General features: G+C 69.0%; 18 protein-coding genes. 4 read left to right on the top strand and 14 right to left on the bottom strand.

Annotated features, from left to right (window positions below; genetic code table 11):
* Positions 1–205 precede the first annotated feature (205 nt).
* The 5 genes from M8R19_RS26370 to M8R19_RS26350 all read right to left on the bottom strand — a co-directional run bounded on the left by M8R19_RS26370 (position 206) and on the right by M8R19_RS26350 (position 5,159).
* Positions 206–1,549 carry an ATP-binding protein gene (locus M8R19_RS26370; protein ID WP_074980473.1) on the bottom strand — a complete coding sequence of 448 codons (1,344 nt, stop codon included), beginning with the start codon at positions 1,547–1,549 and terminating at the stop codon, positions 206–208.
* Entirely contained in the window at positions 1,546–2,223 is a 678-nt protein-coding gene (locus M8R19_RS26365) for a response regulator (RefSeq protein ID WP_249919323.1), read from the bottom strand. The genes M8R19_RS26370 and M8R19_RS26365 overlap by 4 nt, the downstream gene beginning before the upstream one ends.
* Before the next feature lie 50 nt (positions 2,224–2,273).
* A complete protein-coding gene (locus M8R19_RS26360) occupies positions 2,274–2,879 on the bottom strand; it encodes an outer membrane beta-barrel protein (protein ID WP_116425993.1) in 606 nt (201 codons plus the stop codon).
* Positions 2,880–3,276: 397 nt separating this feature from the next.
* A complete protein-coding gene (locus M8R19_RS26355; protein ID WP_116425991.1) occupies positions 3,277–4,476 on the bottom strand; it encodes a lytic murein transglycosylase in 1,200 nt (399 codons plus the stop codon).
* Between the two features lie 11 nt (positions 4,477–4,487).
* Entirely contained in the window at positions 4,488–5,159 is a 672-nt protein-coding gene (locus tag M8R19_RS26350) for an alginate lyase (protein ID WP_074980371.1), read from the bottom strand.
* Between the two features lie 159 nt (positions 5,160–5,318).
* Between M8R19_RS26350 and M8R19_RS26345 the strand changes: the two genes are divergently transcribed.
* From M8R19_RS26345 to M8R19_RS26335, 3 genes are all read left to right on the top strand, one after another.
* Positions 5,319–6,113 carry a dienelactone hydrolase family protein gene (locus M8R19_RS26345; protein ID WP_249919322.1) on the top strand — a complete coding sequence of 265 codons (795 nt, stop codon included), beginning with the start codon at positions 5,319–5,321 and terminating at the stop codon, positions 6,111–6,113.
* Between the two features lie 378 nt (positions 6,114–6,491).
* Positions 6,492–7,196 (top strand): 4'-phosphopantetheinyl transferase family protein, encoded by a 705-nt coding sequence (locus tag M8R19_RS26340; RefSeq protein ID WP_249919321.1) that lies wholly within the window; start codon positions 6,492–6,494, stop codon positions 7,194–7,196.
* Between the two features lie 248 nt (positions 7,197–7,444).
* A complete protein-coding gene (locus M8R19_RS26335) occupies positions 7,445–8,806 on the top strand; it encodes an OprD family porin (RefSeq protein ID WP_502942989.1) in 1,362 nt (453 codons plus the stop codon).
* Positions 8,807–9,130: 324 nt separating this feature from the next.
* On the opposite strand, the gene modC is transcribed toward M8R19_RS26335, so the two are convergent.
* From modC to modA, 3 genes are read right to left on the bottom strand one after another with little or no spacing between them, the layout of a single operon-like run.
* A complete protein-coding gene (gene modC, locus M8R19_RS26330; protein ID WP_249919319.1) occupies positions 9,131–10,219 on the bottom strand; it encodes a molybdenum ABC transporter ATP-binding protein in 1,089 nt (362 codons plus the stop codon).
* A gap of 1 nt (position 10,220) precedes the next feature.
* Entirely contained in the window at positions 10,221–10,901 is a 681-nt protein-coding gene (gene modB, locus M8R19_RS26325) for a molybdate ABC transporter permease subunit (RefSeq protein WP_043270704.1), read from the bottom strand.
* Positions 10,902–10,913: 12 nt separating this feature from the next.
* Positions 10,914–11,669, bottom strand: coding sequence for a molybdate ABC transporter substrate-binding protein (gene modA, locus M8R19_RS26320; RefSeq protein ID WP_116424765.1), 756 nt, complete (start codon positions 11,667–11,669; stop codon positions 10,914–10,916).
* A 95-nt stretch (positions 11,670–11,764) separates the two neighbouring features.
* Here modA and M8R19_RS26315 point away from each other — a divergent pair, with 95 nt between their 5' ends.
* A complete protein-coding gene (locus tag M8R19_RS26315; protein ID WP_043270708.1) occupies positions 11,765–12,193 on the top strand; it encodes a TOBE domain-containing protein in 429 nt (142 codons plus the stop codon).
* Positions 12,194–12,398: 205 nt separating this feature from the next.
* On the opposite strand, the gene M8R19_RS26310 is transcribed toward M8R19_RS26315, so the two are convergent.
* From M8R19_RS26310 to M8R19_RS26285, 6 genes are all read right to left on the bottom strand, one after another.
* Positions 12,399–12,761 (bottom strand): YidH family protein, encoded by a 363-nt coding sequence (locus M8R19_RS26310; protein ID WP_009621770.1) that lies wholly within the window; start codon positions 12,759–12,761, stop codon positions 12,399–12,401.
* Between the two features lie 70 nt (positions 12,762–12,831).
* A complete protein-coding gene (locus tag M8R19_RS26305; protein ID WP_116424767.1) occupies positions 12,832–13,257 on the bottom strand; it encodes a DUF6691 family protein in 426 nt (141 codons plus the stop codon).
* A gap of 2 nt (positions 13,258–13,259) precedes the next feature.
* Positions 13,260–13,691 (bottom strand): YeeE/YedE family protein, encoded by a 432-nt coding sequence (locus M8R19_RS26300; RefSeq protein WP_058071240.1) that lies wholly within the window; start codon positions 13,689–13,691, stop codon positions 13,260–13,262.
* Positions 13,688–14,011, bottom strand: coding sequence for an ArsR/SmtB family transcription factor (locus M8R19_RS26295; RefSeq protein WP_058490369.1), 324 nt, complete (start codon positions 14,009–14,011; stop codon positions 13,688–13,690). Before M8R19_RS26295 ends, M8R19_RS26300 begins: the two co-directional genes overlap by 4 nt.
* 78 nt (positions 14,012–14,089) lie before the next feature.
* The gene (locus M8R19_RS26290; protein WP_249919318.1) at positions 14,090–15,703 is read right to left on the bottom strand and encodes an ATP-binding protein; all 1,614 of its coding nucleotides are present in this window, start codon (positions 15,701–15,703) and stop codon (positions 14,090–14,092) included.
* A 216-nt stretch (positions 15,704–15,919) separates the two neighbouring features.
* Complete coding sequence (locus M8R19_RS26285; protein WP_074979735.1) at positions 15,920–16,624, bottom strand: response regulator; 705 nt, start codon at positions 16,622–16,624, stop codon at positions 15,920–15,922.
* Between the last annotated feature and the right edge of the window lie 96 nt (positions 16,625–16,720).

Below are 16,720 nucleotides of genomic sequence, written 5' to 3'. Positions count from 1 at the left end.
CGCTCCTACAGGTTGCCGGGAAACACGGTATTCCTCCCCCGTAGGAGCGGACCTTGTCCGCGATAGCCGGCCGTCCCGGCGCGATTCGCGGATGAGATCCGCTCCTACGCTGCCCCACCCGCGCCATTCCCCCGTAGGAGAGCGCCCTGCGCGCGATTTCGCGGGCAGGGCCCGCTCCTACAGGTTGCCGGGAAACACGGTATTCCTACCCCGGCAAACGGATGCGGAAACAGGCGCCGCCCAGCTCGGAGTCATCCAGCGCCAGGCTGCCGCCGTAGCTGTCGAGGATGTCCATCACCACCGCCGTACCTATGCCCTGCCCCGGGTGCTGGGTGTCCAGCCGTTCGCCGCGCTGGAGGATGCGCTGGCGCTGGTCCGGGGGGATGCCCGGGCCGTCGTCTTCCACCCGCAGTTCGTAGCCGCCGTCCTGCTGGCGGGCGCTGATGCGCACCCGGGCCAGGCACAGGCGGTAGGCGTTCTCCAGCAGGTTGCCGAGCAGTTCCAGCAGCGCGCCCTGCTCCAGCGGCAGGCTCAGGTGCTCGGGGAAGTCGCGTTCGAGGATCACCCGCTTGTCGCGGTAGACCTTGTCCAGCGCGCCGGCCAGGGTGTCCAGCAGCGGGCCGAGCTGCACGCGGTGGCGCACCAGGCCGCTCTTGCGCAGGCTGGCGCGCTGCAGCTGGTAGCCGATCTGCTGGCTCATGCGCTCGATCTGGCTCTGCAGCACCTGCACCTGCTCGCGGTTGCGCGGCTCGTCGGCGAGGTTTTCGCTCACCCCCTGCAGCACCGCCAGCGGCGTCTTCAGGCTGTGCGCGAGGTCCGCCAGGGAGTTGCGGTAGCGCTCGCGCTGGCTGCGCTCGCCGTCCAGCAGGCGGTTCAGCGAGTCGGTCAGGCGCAGCATCTCGCTGGGGTGTTCGTCGCTCAGGCGTTCGCGCTCGCCAGCCTCGATCTGGTCCAGCTCCTCGCGTATTCCGCGCATGGAGCGGAAGCCCCAGCCCAGGCCGAGCCAGAGCAGCCCGAGCAACAGCAGCAGCGCGCCGCCGAGCCAGATGTACAGCTGCTCGCGGAAGCCGTGCACCAGCTCGCGAAAGGCGCTCACCGGCTGCATGGTGACGATGCTGTAGGCGGCCTGCTTGCCGCCCACCAGGTCGATCTCCACGTCGTAGACGAAGAATTCGTTGCCGTGGTCGTCGCGGGCGCGGGTGAACACGTCGGGCTCGCCGTCGTAGAGCGGCACGTACTGCACGCTCTCGTCCTGGGTCGAGGTGGAGCGCCAGACCATCCGCCCCTCGCGGTCGTAGATGTAGCCCAGCAGCTTGGACTCCGGCAGGTTGAAGTCCTCCACCGCCAGGTGCTCGGGCATGTTCAGGCGGTCGCCGTCGATGCGCGCGGACGACACCAACGTGGCGACGTCCGAGGCCAGGCGCTGCTGGATGGCGTTCACCAGGGCGATGCTGAAAGCCCGCTGCAGCGCCGGCAGCAGGGCCAGCATGAACAGGATCGCCAGGGCCGCGGCCCCCAGCATCAGGCGCAGGCGCAGCGAGCGCATCAGCGGCAACGCTCGGTGAACAGGTAGCCCTGGCCGCGCACGGTGTCGATCGGGCGGAAGCCCTCGTGCGACTCCAGCTTGCGCCGCAGGCGGCCGACCAGCACCTCGATGACGTTGGGGTCGCGCTCGTCGTCGTCCGGGTAGAGCTGCTCGATCAGCCGCTCCTTGCTCACCACCTGCTGGTGGTGGCGCATGAGGTATTCGAGGATGCGGTACTCGAAGGCGGTCAGGCCCAGCACCTGGCCGTCCACCGAGGCCTGCTTGCGGTTGAGGTCGAGCGACAGCGGGCCGGCCTCGATGGTGGCCTGGACGAAGCCGCTGGAGCGGCGCAGCAGGGCGTTCAGGCGCGCTTCCAGCTCCTCGAACTGGAACGGCTTGACCACGTAGTCGTCGGCGCCGGCGGCCAGGCCTTCGACCTTGTCCTGCCAGTTGCCGCGGGCGGTGAGGATGAGGATCGGGAAGGCCTTGCCCTGGCTGCGGAACTCGCGGATCAGGTCCAGGCCGCTCATGCCCGGCAGGCCGAGGTCGATGATCGCCAGGTCGTGATGGTATTCGTGGGCCCGGTACAGGGCCTCTTCGGCGTTGCCCACGGCGTCGACCACGTGGCCCTGTTCGCCGAGGCGGGTGTACAGGTGATGACGCAACAGCGCCTCGTCCTCCACCACCAGTAGTTTCATGGGACTTCCTCCTTATGCGGGGCCGGGCCGCGAGCCCGGCCCCCTGCCAGTCAGAACCGGTAGTTGGCGCCCAGGTAGAGCTGCGCGCTGCTGTGCAGGTCCAGCGAGCCGACCTTGTCGCCGCCGTGCGGGCTCATCTCCGTGCTGGCATTGGTACGCAGGTAACGATAGCCGCCTTCCAGCGAGGCGTTCCGGCCGATGTCCTGGAGGATACCGGCCTGGGCGCCGATGGCGTAGCCGATGTCGCTGTCACGGCTGTAGCCGCGGGAGTCCTGTTCCAGCTTGGTCAGGCCCAGGGTGCCGCCGCCGAACAGCTTGGTGCCCTGGTCGTTGAGCGGCAGGAAGGCGTCGTAGCTGCCGAGCAGGTTCTGCTGGCGCAGCTTCAGGCCGCGGTAGGTGTCGGAGGTGTTCTCGTAGGTGGCGTAGTAGCGGCCCTGCTCATTCTGCTGGCCGGCGCGCACGCCCCAGGTGCTGCTGTTGTTGATCACGCTGTCGAGCTTGGGATCGTTGAGGTTGCGGTTCAGCGCGTCGGACTTCTGGATGTTGTTGCTGGTTTCGCCCCAGGTCAGGCCGGCGAAGTTTTCCGAGGCCTGGGCGATACCTGCGGAGGCGCCGAGGATGGCGGTGGCGAGGGTGAGCTTCTGCAGCAGGTTCATGGTGTTTCTCCGTCAAGGATGTGGGTAAGTGGTTGACGGAGTGCAGGTTAAGGGGCGGCCACTGAACGCTACCTGACGCGCCGCTGAACCTGGCCTGAACGGAAAGTAGGACGCATGACGCCTATGGCGTTATCCGTCGTTTGACCTTGGTTCCCGGCGGCTCCGGGGTTGACCTGGGCGTTGGCTGTGGCCTCGGTGTATCGGCGTATAACCGCGAACGGTTATACGCCCTACGTCAAGGTCGGGCCTGGCGTAGGGCGGATAACGTTCGACGTTATCCGCCGTTTGGCCTCGGCCCTCGGCGGCTCCGGGGTTGACCTTGGCGTTGGCTGTAGCCTCGGTGTATCGGCGGATAACCGCGAACGGTTATTCGCCCTACGGTTCGGGAAGGCACGGCTCAGTGCGCGGCTTGCAGGGCCTTGAGGATCTTCTGCCCGGCGCGGCCATCGGCCGGCTGCAGGCCCAGGCGCTGCTGCTCGGCCTGGATGGCGCGGCGGGTGTTGTCGCCGATCAGCCCGTCCGGCTCGCCGATGGCGTGGCCGCGGGCCAGCAGCAGTCGCTGCAACTCCTTGCGCTGGGCGCGGCTCAGGCCGGGGTCGTCGGTCGGCCAGGGGGTGCGCAGGCCCGGCTCGCCGCGCAGGCGGTCGGACAGCAGGGCGATGGCCAGCGCGTAGCTTTCCGCCGCGTTGTACGAATAGATCGCGTCGTAGTTGCGCAGCACCAGGAAGGCCGGGCCGGCCTTGCCGGTGGGCAGCAGGATGGCGGCGCGGGCGTCGCCGGCCGGCAGCGGCCCGCCGTCGATGCGCTTCACGCCCAGGGCCTGCCAGTCTGCCACCGTGCGCCGCTTGGTGCGCCCGGCCTGGGACTCGGCGAAGTTCGCCGGCAGCTTCACCTCGTAGCCCCAGGCCGCGCCCGGCACCCAGCCGGCCTTGCGCAGGTAGTTGGCGGTGGAGGCCAGGGCATCGGGCACGCTGCCCACCAGGTCGCGGTGGCCGTCGCCGTCGAAGTCCTCGGCGATGCGCGCGTAGGTGCTGGGCATGAACTGCGTCTGGCCGAAGGCGCCGGCCCAGGAGCCGGTGATGGCCGGATCGCGCAGGTCGCCCTGCTGCAGCAGCTTGAGGGTGGCGAAGAACTCGCCCTGGAAGAACGCCTGGCGCCGCCCGTAGCACGACAGCGTGCCCAGCGAGACCAGCAGCGGGCGCTTGCCGGTGATGCGGCCGAAGTCGCTCTCCACGCCCCACACTGCCGCCACCGTGTACTTGTCCACCCGGTACTGGCGGGCGACGCGCTCGAACAGCTCGGCATGCTGCGCCAGCATGGCCTTGCCGTCGGCGACGCGCTGTTCGTCCACCAGCCCGGCCAGGTAGTCCCACAGCGGGGTGACGAATTCCGGCTGGGCGTTGAGCAGGTCGAGCACGCTGAGGTCGGCCGCAAGGCCGCCGGTGTAGCGCTGGTAGGCGGCGGCGCTCACGCCCTTGGCGGCGGCCTGCGGCTGCAGGCGCGCGAGGCAGGCGGAGAACTCGTCGGCCACGGCGCCCGGGGCCTGGGACAGGCCGGCGGCGAGCAGCAGGGCCGGGAGGATTCGGGAAGGCAGCATGGGGCAGTTCCTCAACGGTGCATGATCGACAGGGCGCTGAAGGTCGCCCGCCCGCCTTCGCTGGCGGGGCCGCGATTATCCTGCAGGTACAGCCCCGCCTTGAAGTACAGGCCCTGGCGCGCCCACTGCGGGTCGAGTTGGCGGACCAGGCGCTGGTCGTTGACCTCGATGCTCAGCACGCCCGAGCGCGACACGCCGATGCGGTAGTCGAAGCTGCGCCCCAGGGGGATGCCGTCCAGCACCGTGTAGGTGATGGCGGTGGCGTCGCCCGGGCGCTCGCGGATCTGCGCCAGCACCCGGCCCTGGTCCAGGCGCAGCTGGTAGACCAGCTTCAGCAGCGGCGCGGCATCGCCGCTGCCGGCGCCATCGCTGTGGATCTGGCCGATCACCATGCGCCGCATGGAGGGCACCGCGTCCACGTGCAGGGTGGCGCGCAGCAGGCTGTCGACGTTGGGATAGCGCCAGGTGTAGGGCGAGCCGTCGCTGCGCGTCTCGCGCAGTTCGGTGCGCGGGAACTCGCTGTTGCGCGTGTGGCTGCCGTTCACCGGCACCCAGAACTCCACGCCGTCGGCGCTGCGGTGGAAATACGGGCTCTGGTAGTCGCGCTGCAGCGCCGGGGTGGAAATGGTCCTGGCCGGGCGGCCTTCGGGAAGGGTGAGGTTCCAGGTACTGAGGTCGAACATCCGTTGTGGGTCCCGCACGGCTGACTGGCCCGGCAAGGGTAGCCGATGGCGCCGCGGCTTTCACGCCATGCCGCGGGCTTGAGCGGTTGCGCGGGGGAAATCCGACCGCCGCCGCACAACCGGCTATCTTTTTCAGTCCACCCTCTGGAGAAAACGCCCATGCGCCTGCTCGCCACCCTGCTGCTGCTCGGCCTGGGCTTCGCCGCCCAGGCGGAGGTCAAGACCCAGGAAATCCCCTACCAGGCCACCGACGGCACCAAGCTGGTCGGCTACTTCGCCTACGACGACGCCCAGGCCGGCATCCGCCCGGGGATCATCGTGGTCCACGAATGGTGGGGCCTGAACGATTACGCCAAGCGCCGCGCCCGCGACCTCGCCGCGCTGGGCTACGCGGCGCTGTCCATCGACATGTACGGCGAGGGCAAGGCCACCGAGCACCCCGAGCAGGCCCAGGCCTTCATGCAGGAAGCATTGAAGAATGCCGACGCCGCCAAGGCGCGCTTCCAGGCCGGCCTGGACCTGCTGAAGAAACAGCCGCAGACCGACCCGGCGAAGATCGCCGCCATCGGCTACTGCTTCGGCGGCAAGGTGGTGCTGGACATGGCCCGCCAGGGCCTGCCGCTGCTGGGCGTGGCCAGCTTCCACGGGGTGCTGGCCACCGCCACCCCGGCGCAGCCGGGCGCGGTCAGCGCCAAGGTGCTGGTGGAGCACGGCGGCGCCGACACCCTGGTGCCGGCCGACAGCGTGGCCGCCTTCAAGCAGGAGATGGACGCCGCCAAGGTGGACTACAGGTTCGTCGTCCAGCCCAACGCCAAGCACAGCTTCACCAACCCCGACGCCGACAAGCACAAGGGCCACGGCCTGGACGTGGGCTACGACAAGGCCGCCGACCAGAAGTCCTGGGCCGACCTGCAGGCCTTCCTCAAGGACATCTTCCAGCAGAAGGCCGACTGAAGCGGGATGCTCTTCGTAGGATGGGTTGAGCGAAGCGATACCCATCACCATTGCCCGATGGGTTTCGCAAGCTCAACCCATCCTACGGGGAGTTGTCCCTGGCCGGACCGGGCAAAAAAAAACGGGAGCCCGAAAAGGGGCTCCCGCCACGATCTGTGAAAAGGCCGGAGCGCGCGGCTCCGACAACAACCTCACCTGCGTTCCGGCAAAGGAACGCGAGGCGCAGTGTGGCAAATTCCCCGGCCGCCGATCCGTAGCGCTTCGGTAAGCCTTTGCAAGCGAATGTAAACGCCGCGTGACCGCCCGGACGCGACTGGGCGGTCACTCGCCACACGAATCCACTGGCACCGCGTCCGGCGGCCGGGCAGAATCCCCGCCATGCCCGACACCGACGACTTCCTCACCCCGCCCCAGGCGCACTGGCCGCTGCCCCAGGTGCTGCCCGGCGCCCTGCTCCACAGCTGCCGCTTCCAGCCGCAGAAGCTCGACGCCCAGGCCTTCGGCCGCCACGGCGTGGACCTGCCGCCGAACATCGGCCGCGCGGTGGCCAAGCGCCGCGCCGAATTCCTCGCCGGGCGCCTGTGCGCCCGCGCCGGCATCCAGCGCCTCACCGGCCTGCCGCAGACGCCGGGCCTGGCGCCGGACCGCGCGCCGATCTGGCCGGGCGGGCTGGTCGGCTCCATCACCCATGGCGACGACTGGGCCGCCGCCGTGGTGGCCCGCCGCGACGCCTGGCGCAGCCTCGGCCTGGACGTCGAGACGCTGCTGGACGACGCCCGCGCCAGCCGCCTGCTGGAGGAAATCCTCACCCCCGCCGAGCGCGAACGCCTGGCGCCGGAGCAGGTCGGCCTGGGCGTGACCCTGACCTTCTCGCTCAAGGAAAGCCTGTTCAAGGCCCTCTACCCTCTGGTGGGCCGGCGCTTCTACTTCGAGGATGCCGAACTGCTGGCCTGGGACGCCGAAGGCCGCGCGCGCCTGCGCCTGCTCTGCGACCTGTCCGCGGAATGGCACCACGGCCGCGAGCTGGAGGCGCAGTACGCGCTGTTCGACGGACGCCTGCTGAGCCTGGTGGCGGTCGCCTAGCGCTCCGCCGCCAAGGTGCGGCATCGCGGCCATTGACTGGAAAGTCAGAATTTGGCCTCATGCACCGCGTCCAGCGACCGACCCTAGCCTTTGCCTGACCGCGTCATCGTCACGGCAATCGCGTCTTGCGCCTATCGCTATATACAAAAACATATAGCGATGGACATCAGCCGCGGCTACCTTGGCCGGCGCGGACGGCGCCACCCCGGCCACATACATAGAAAAAGAACGGACCAAGGAGCATGACAATGAAGCGATCCACCCTCGCCCTGGCGATCGCCGCGGGCGTCCTCGCCCAGCAGGCCAGCGCCGGCGGGTTCATCGAAGACAGCAAGGCCAGCCTCGGCCTGCGCAACTTCTACATCAACACCGACAACCGCAACGGCCCCGCCTCGCCCAGCAAGCAGGAAGAATGGGGCCAGGGCTTCATGCTCAACTACGCCTCCGGCTTCACCGAAGGCACCGTCGGCTTCGGCGTCGACGCCCTGGGCCTGCTCGGCCTGCGCCTGGACGGCGGCGGCAAGTCCGGCAAGAGCGGCATCGACCGCCAGCCCGGCACCATCTTCCCGCTGGAGAGCGACGGCAGCGCGGTGGACGAGTTCAGCAGCCTGGGCCTGACCGCCAAGGCGAAAGTGTCGAAGACCGAGTTCCGCTACGGCACCCTGCAGCCCAAGCTGCCGGTGGTGGTCTACAACGACGCGCGCCTGCTGCCGATGACCTACGAGGGCGGCCAGGTCACCTCCAACGAGTTCAAGGACCTGACGCTGATCGGCGGCCAGCTGACCCACACCAAGGGCCGCAACTCCACCGACTGGCGCAGCATGTCCATCGCCGGCGCCAACGGCAGCAGCGCCAGCTCCCGCGACAGCAACAAGTTCTACTTCGCCGGCGGCGACTACAAGGCCACCAAGGACCTGACGCTGCAGTACTACTACGGCCAACTGACCGACTTCTACCAGCAGCACTTCCTCGGCCTGACGCACAACTGGGCAGTCGGCCCGGGCACCCTGAAGACCGACCTGCGGGTGTTCATCAGCGATTCCGACGGCAAGAACGGCAGCGCCTCCGGCCGCGCCGACGGCTACGTCAGCAGCGGCTACTACGGCAGCGGCGTGACCAAGGGCGAGGTGGACAACAACGTCTACAGCGGCCTGCTCACCTACAGCCTCGCCGGCCACAGCATCGGCGCCGGCTACCAGGTGCTCACCGGCGACAGCGACTTCCCCTACCTGAACCGCGGCGACGGCGAAGGCACCAGCACCTACCTGCACACCGACGCCCAGTTGCTGAAGTTCAACCACGCCGGCGAGCGCACCTGGATCGGCCGCTACGCCTACGACTTCGCCAAGCTCGGCGTGCCGGGCCTGACCTTCAGCGTGCTCTACCTCAACGCCGACGATATCAAGACCGGCCGCGGCGACCAGGGCGAATGGGAACGCGACATCGCGGTGGGCTACGTGGTCCCCGAGGGCACCTTCAAGGGCCTGGGCCTGGCCTGGAAGAATGCCACCATGCGCAGCGGCCTGCCGGTCAGCGGCTCGGGCACGGCGACGCAGCGGGATCAGGATGAGAACCGGTTGATCGTGAGTTATACATTGCCGTTGTTCTAGGTCTGGAGTGGGGGTTGTTGGAGTCAAGAGCCAAGAGCCCCTCTCCCTAACCCTCTCCCTGAAGGGAGAGGGGACCGTTCGGAGTGAGTGGATGTTTCGGCGTCAGCCGGAGATGACGGTTCAGGTTGAAACCATTGCTGTCCGCCGGCACGGACAAGCTCCCTCTCCCTTCAGGGAGAGGGAACGGAGCCAACCCAAGGCACGAAAGCCACCGGGCCGCGCCAGGATGCTCTTCGTAGGAGCGAGCTTGCTCGCGAACCGCATGGCACCGTATTTGTTCGCGAGCAAGCTCGCTCCTACGAAAAGCCATAAAGCCATCCGCCCTCAGGCCAACACCGCCACCGACTTCACCTGCGCCCACACCCCCTCCCCCACCCGCAACCCCAGTTGCTCGCAGGAATACCGGGTAATCCGCGCCAACAACGGATTCCCCCCCACATCCAGCCGCACCAGCAGATGCGCCGGCGTATCCGTGGGAGCCAGCTCGGTCACCGTGGCCGGCAGCAGGTTGAGGATGCTGCTCTGCTGCGGGCGCTGCAGAGTCAGGCTGACGTCGCGGGCCTGCACCTTGATGCGTAGCGCCTTGCCCACCGGCAGCGGGCCATGGGCCAGGCGGATGCGTTCGCCGCAGTTGGGCAGGCCGAGGTCGAGCAGGCCGTATTCGGCGTCGTGGCCCAGTACCTGGCCGTCGATCACCACGCCGGCGTCTTCCAGCAGCGAGGTGGGCAGGTCGGTGCGCGCCAGGGTCTCGCCCACCGCGCCGCTGGCCAGCGCGCGGCCGGCTTCCAGCAGCACCAGGTGGTCGGCCAGGCGCGCCACTTCATCCGGCGAGTGGCTGACGTAGAGGATGGGGATGTCCAGCTCGTCGTGCAGGCGTTCCAGGTAGGGCAGGATTTCCGCCTTGCGCTTGAGGTCCAGGGCTGCCAGCGGTTCGTCCATCAGCAGCAGCCGCGGGCTGGTCAGCAGGGCGCGGGCGATGCCCACCCGCTGGCGCTCGCCGCCGGACAGGTGGCGCGGCATGCGTTCGAGCAGGTGGCCGATGCCCAGCAGCTCGCAGGCCTGGTCCATGGCCACGCGGTGCTCGCGCGCCGGCACGCGCTTCATGCCATAGCGCAGGTTGCGTTTCACCGACAGGTGCTCGAACAGGTTGGCATCCTGGAATACATAGCCGATGGCGCGCTTGTGCGGCGCCAGGAACAGGCCCTGGGCGCTGTCCTGCCAGGTTTCGCCATTGACCACCAGGCGCGCCTCGCGCGGCCTTTCCAGGCCGGCCACGCAGCGCAGCACGGTGGTCTTGCCGGAGCCGGAGTGGCCGAACAGCGCGGTCACTCCGCGGCCCGGCAGGCGCAGGTCGACGTCCAGGGTGAAGCTGCGGTATTCGAGCAGGAAGCGCGCTTGGATGTCTGCCGGCATCTCAGTTCCAGGCCGAGTGGCTGCGGCGCGTGGAGTACAGCGCCAGCAGCACGAAGAAGGAGAACACCACCATGCCGCCGGCCAGCCAGTGCGCCTGGGCGTACTCCATGGCCTCGACGTGGTCGAAGATCTGCACCGAGACCACGCGGGTCTGGCCGGGGATGTTGCCGCCGATCATCAGCACCACGCCGAACTCGCCCACGGTATGGGCGAAGCCGAGGATGGCGGCGGTGACGAAGCCCGGCCGCGCCAGCGGCAGGACCACGCTGAAGAAGGTGTCCAGGGGCCCGGCGCGCAAGGTCGCCGCGGCCTCCAGCGGGCGCGTGCCGATGGCCTCGAAGGCGTTCTGCAGCGGCTGCACCACGAAGGGCAGCGAGTAGATCACCGAGCCCACCACCAGCCCGGCGAAGCTGAACGGCAGGCGCTGCCAGCCGAGGGCGTCGGTGAGCTGGCCCACCGGGCCGTTGGGGCCCAGCGTGACCAGCAGGTAGAAGCCGATGACCGTCGGCGGCAGCACCAGTGGCAGGGCCACCAGCGCACCCAGCGGGCCCTTGAGCCACGAACGGGTGCGCGCCAGCCACCAGGCGATGGGGGTGCCCAGCAGCAACAGGATCAGGGTGCTGACGGTGGCCAGCTCGAGGGTGAGCCGGATCGCCGTGAGGTCCGCCGCGGTCAGGTGCATCGTTTTCCCTGTTTACAGCTCGTAGCCGTAGGCCTTGATCACCGCTGCCGCCTTCGGCCCCTTCAGGTAGTCCACCAGGGCCTTGGCCGCGGCGTTGTCCTTGCCTTTTTCGAGGATGACCGCGTCCTGGCGGATCGGCTCATAGAGGTCGGCCGGGACGATCCAGGCCGAACCGGCCGTCACCTTGCCATCCTTGTAGATCTGCGACAACGCCACGAAGCCCAGTTCGGCATTGCCGCTGGACACGAACTGGTAGGCCTGGCCGATATTCTGGCCCTCGACGATCTTGCCGGTCAGCTTGTCCTTCAGGCCGAGCTTGTCCAGCACCTGGGTGGCGGCCAGGCCGTAGGGCGCGGTCTTCGGGTTGGCGATGGACAGGTGCTGGAAGCCGCCTTTCTTCAGGACCTCGCCCTTGGCATCGACGTAGCCGTCCTTCGGCGACCACAGCGCCAGCTTGCCGATGGCGTAGGTGAAGCGCGAGCCGGGGACCACCGCCTTCTCCTGCTCCAGCTTGGCCGGGGTGCTGTCGTCGGCGGCGAGGAACACCTCGAAGGGCGCGCCGTTCTTGATCTGCGCGTAGAACTGCCCGGTGGCGCCGAAGGAGGCCACCAGCTTGTGCCCGGTGTCCTTCTCGAAGTCCTTGGCGATGGCCTGGATGGGCGCGGTGAAGTTGGCCGCGACCGCGACCTGCACCTCGTCGGCCAGCGCCGCGTGGGTGGCCAGGCAGGCCGCCAGGGCCAGGGAAAGGCGGGCGAATGTCTGTTTCATCGATGTGCTCCAGTGGTTGGCTGTTGTTCTGCTTCGAAGGGCCCGCCGGCTCTGCTATACCTTCCTGACCTCACTGAAACCAAGGAGAGAAAGACATGAAAGTCAGCGCGCGCAATGTGTTCCGCGGCACGGTCAAGCAACTGCGCAACGGCGCGGTGAATGCCGAGGTGGTGGTGCAACTGCCCGGCGGCAACGACCTGGTGGCCATCGTCACCGAGGAAAGCGTGAAGAGCCTGGGCCTGGCCCAGGGCAAGGACGTGGTGGCGCTGGTCAAGGCGCCCTGGGTGATGCTGATGACCGATGCCGAGGGCATTCGCCTGTCGGCGCGCAACTGCCTGGCCGGCACGGTGAAGTCGGTGGCCGACGGCGCGGTGAACGCCGAGGTGGTGCTGGACCTTGGCGGTGGCAGCGAAGTGGTGGCGGTGGTCACCCGCGACGCCGTCGCCGAGCTGGGGCTGGCGGCCGGCGTCAAGGCCACGGCGGTGATCAAGGCTTCCCATGTGATTCTCGGTGTTCCTTCCTGACGGATGCCACGGCGCGACGCTGGAGGGCCCCGGTCTGTCCGGGGCCCACTGCCGGAGAATCGTTATATCAAAAATTACATAACGATACCCGCGCCGCAGCAATACCCATTAAGGGCAACGCCATGGGCTTGGCCACGGGCGTCGGTGCCGATGGGCACGCCAGCATTCTGCATTTATTGACCTAAAGGTCAATTTTTCCGCAAGGCTACAACGCCAGGTACAGCGTCAGCAGCAGGCCCAGGCCGGCCACCGTCAGGTTGAGCCAGGGCCCGGCGTTGACCCGGTAGCCCTCGGGAATCTCCACCGGCTTCAGCCCGCGCACCACGTTGCGGTACTGCAGCGCCGAGCTGCAGGCGGCCACGCAGCCGAGCAGGATGAAGCCCAGCCCCACCCAGAACGACATGCGCAGCGCCGCCGCGGTCTCCAGGCCGGCGTGCATCAGGCGCAGCAGCAGGCCGGTGCGCTCCACCACGAAGCCGAAGGCGATCAGCGCCAGGGCGGTACGGTTCCAGGCCAGCAGGGTGCGCTCGGCGGCGAAGAAGACGCGGGGGTCGTTCAGGTCGGACATGGGGCCTCGGTTCGCAGGGGAATCTCCGGGTAGCGTAGGCGGCGGGCGGCGCTGCGTCTAAGGCACGGCTTCATGCCCCCGCGCCCTTGCGCCGCTGCTGCCATTCGAACACCGCCATGCCGGCCAGCATCCCCAGCACGAACAGCGCCGCCTGCCAGTGGCCGGCGCCCAGGCCGACCAGCGCCGGCCCCGGGCAGATGCCGGCGATGCCCCAGCCGACGCCGAACACCAGGCTGCCCAGCACCAGGCGGCGGTCCAGGTCGCGGCGCGTCGGCAGCTGCATGGCGCCGCCGAGCAGGCCGTGCGCCTTGCCGCGGGCCAGGCCGAAGAACGGCAAGGCGGTGAGGATGGCGCCGACCATCACCAGCGCCAGGGACGGGTCCCAGGCCCCGGCCAGGTCGAGGAAGGCCAGCACCTTGGCCGGGTCGGCCATGCCGGCCAGCAGCAGGCCCAGGCCGAACAGCAGGCCGCAGAGGAAAGCGCTCAGGCGGGCCATGCTCAGGCTCCCAGCAGGTGGCGGATGCAGAAGACGGTGGCGAAGCCGCTGGCCATGAAGCACAGCGTGGCCAGCAGCGACCGCGGCGACAGCCGCGCCAGGCCGCACACGCCATGGCCGCTGGTGCAGCCGGCGCCATAGCGGCTGCCCAGCCCCACCAGCAGCCCGGCCAGCAGCAGCGCTGGCCAGGCGCTGTCGAAGTGCAGCGCCGGCAGCGGACCGAAGGCCAGCCACAGCAGCGGCGCCAGCAGCAGCCCGAGGAGGAACGCCAGGCGCTCGCCGCCGACGCCGCCCCTGGCCAGCAGGCCGCCGAGCAACCCGCTGATGCCAGCCACGCGGCCGTTGAGCAGGGCGAACAGGCCGGCGGAAAGGCCGATCAGCGCGCCGCCGGCCAGGGCGCTCCAGGGGGTGAAGGCAGTCCAGTCGATGTTCATTCGGCATCCTCTGCGCAGAACAATTGGTAGAGAGTCTGGATCACCGCCAGCGCCTGCGGGCTGCTGATGCGGTAGTACACCTGCTTGCCCTCCTTGCGCGTCGCCACCAGACCTTCGCGGCGCAGCACGCCCAGTTGCTGGGACAGCGTCGGCTGGCCGACGCCCACCCGCTCCTCCAGGGCGCCGACGTGCAGCTCCTCCTGGGACAGCATGCACAGCAGCAACAGGCGGTCGGGGTTGCCCAGGGCCTTGAGCAGGCGCCCGGCCTGGTCGGCGGAGCGGCGCAGGCGTTGCAGATCGATGGCTGGGGTGGCGGGCATGGGAACGCTCTATGAAATTACAATATATAAAAATATATAATATAAACCCGCAGAACGTCTACCCTAGCCCGCCGCGGGCTATTCCTTGGGCGCCTGGCGCCGCGGCCAGGCCAGGGTGAAGCAGGCGCCGCCCAGGGCCTGGCTGCGGGCGATGGACACCCGGCCGCCGTGCCAGCGGATGATCCGCCGCACGATGGACAGCCCCAGGCCGTGCCCGCCGGTGACCCGCGTGCGGCTGTCGTCGACGCGGAAGAACGGTGTGAACAGGCGCTCCCAGCGGTCCTCCGGCACGCCCGGGCCGTCGTCCTCGACGTCCACCTGGCAGCGGTCCAGGCTGACCCGGTAGCTCACCCGCACCCGCGTCTCGGCGTAGCGGATGGCGTTGCTCAGCAGGTTCTGCAGGGCGCGGTGCAGGTAGCGCGGCTCGGCCTCGATCCAGCTGCCCTGGTCGAAGGGCACCAGCGCGCCGGCCTCGCAGGTCACCTGCACCTCGCCGCGCAGCGGGGCGATCTCCGCCGCCACCTGGCGCACCAACTCGCCCAGCTCCACGCTCTGGTAGGTCAGCGCCGGCGAGCCCTGCTCCAGGCGCGCGTAGGTGAGCATCTCGTCCACCAGCTGGTCGAGGTCCTGGATGTCGCCGTCCATGCCCTCCAGGTACTTGCGCCGGGTCTTGTCGTCCTCGGCGGACTCGATCATCTCCAGGCCGAAGCGCAGCCGCGCCACCGGCGTGCGCAGCTCGTGGGACACCGCGCGGACCAGCTCGCGCTGCACGCTGATCAGGCGCTGGATCTGCTCGGCCATGTGGTTGAAGGTGCCGGCCAGGCGCCCCACCGAGTCGCTGCCGCGTTCCTCCACCCGGGTGTCCAGGCTGCCGCGGGCGATGCGCGAGGCGGCCGACTCCAGGCCGCGCAGGCGCTGCTCCAGGCGGCTGATCAGCAGGTACAGGGTGAGGCCGATCAGCGACAGGCCGACGGCGGCGATCAGCAACAGCAGTTGCGGCGGATAGGGGTTCATCTGGTAGATCGGCCCCAGCTCCAGCACCCAGGGCGTGTCGACGATGCCGGCCACCACGCGGATGGAGTCGCCGTTCTTGCCCAGCGCCAGCACGGTGTCGCCCTCCTCCACCCGGCGGCTCTGGTCGTCGTCCAGGTCGATCTCCTTCAGGCGCAGCAGGTGCACGTCGAAGCCGAAGCGCTTGTCGCGCACGATGCGCGCCAGGTGGTAGGGCTGCTCGCTGGCGGGGAAGCGGCGCAGCTCGTCCATCAGCATATAGATGGTGGCCCGCGCCAGTTGCTCGCTGACCTGCTCCACCTCGCCGGTGAGCACCAGGCCCTCCTGCAGGCTGACCTGGGTATGGATGCGCACCTGGTGCGGCCCGTCGGCCTCCACCAGCACCTGGTCGTTCATCAGCCGCGCGCGGTCACGGCCGTCCATGCCCAGGGCGTCGAGCTTCTGCAGGCTCAGCGGGATGCCCATCAGGCGGCTCCACTGCAGCAGCGCGCGCTTGCGGTCCACCTCCTCCATGCCTGCCATCTCGTCGGCCATCAGGCGGAAGGTGCCGCGCGCCAGCTCCTCGCGGTAGCGGTCGCCGCGCACCTCGTTGACCAGGTGCAGTGTCAGCACGCCGAGGACGGCGACCAGCACCAGGGTCAGCAGCATGCCGCCGTAGATGCGCAGGAAGATGGATTTCATCGGCGAAGCCCTGTGCCGGGTTCATGGGCCGGGGTGAAGTCGCTGGGTTCCCGCGTGCGCGGGAATGACGCCGGGGAGTCTGGATGCCGGGGGGTTGCTGCGCAGGGTGCGGGAAACACCGAACCCACCCCCGTCATTCCCGCGCACGCGGGAACCCAATGAACAGCCGCAGCAACGCACGACCCCGAAGCCAGGCAGCGAATCAGCGCAAGCCCCCTACTGCTCGCCAACGAACAGGTACCCCTTGCTGCGCACCGTCTTGATCAGCCGCGGGTGCATGGGGTCGTCGCCGATCTTCGGGCGGATGCGCGAGATGCGCACGTCGATGGAGCGGTCCTGGCCGTCGTATTCGATGCCGCGCAGGGAATTGAAGATTTCCTCGCGGGAAAGGATGCGCCCGGTGTTGGCCGCCAGCAGCCACAGCAGGTCGAACTCGGCGCTGGTCAGCTCGATGGTCTGGCCGTCCAGCCAGGCCTCGCGCATGGCGTTGTCGATCACCAGCTTGCCGAAGGTCAGGCGCTTGCTGCCCGCCGCGGGCGCCTCGTCCGGCCCCTCGCTGCGCCGCAGCAGGGCGCGGATGCGCGCCAGCAGCAGGCGCGGGCGCACTGGCTTGCACACGTAGTCGTCGGCGCCCATCTCCAGGCCCTGGATCTGGTCCATGTCGTCGGTGCGCGCGGTGAGCATCAGGATCGGGCCGTCGTAGTCCGGGCGCAGGCGCCGGCAGATCGACAGGCCGTCCTCGCCGGGCAGCATCAGGTCCAGCACCACCAGGTCCGGCCGTTCCGCCAGCACGCGGTCCACCGCGCGGGCGCCGTCGGCCTCGACGCCCACCTTCAGGCCGTTGCTTTCCAGATAGTCCTGGGTCAGCTCGGCCAACCGCTGGTCGTCCTCGACAATGAGGATTCGCGCCTCTTGCTCCACACCGCCTCCCAATGCACCTGAACGGGTCCGCCGCGCACCGCCGCGAGGCAGGCGGGACGTGCCGCATTGTAGCCAGGAAGCCGCGCCATGGCACGG

It is taken from the genome of Pseudomonas sp. R3.Fl (assembly GCF_023516765.1).
In the GTDB taxonomy this organism is placed as follows: Bacteria; Pseudomonadota; Gammaproteobacteria; order Pseudomonadales; family Pseudomonadaceae; genus Pseudomonas; species Pseudomonas citronellolis.
The sequence above is the reverse complement of the archived record's forward strand: the minus strand, read 5'-3'. Positions and strand labels throughout refer to the sequence as shown.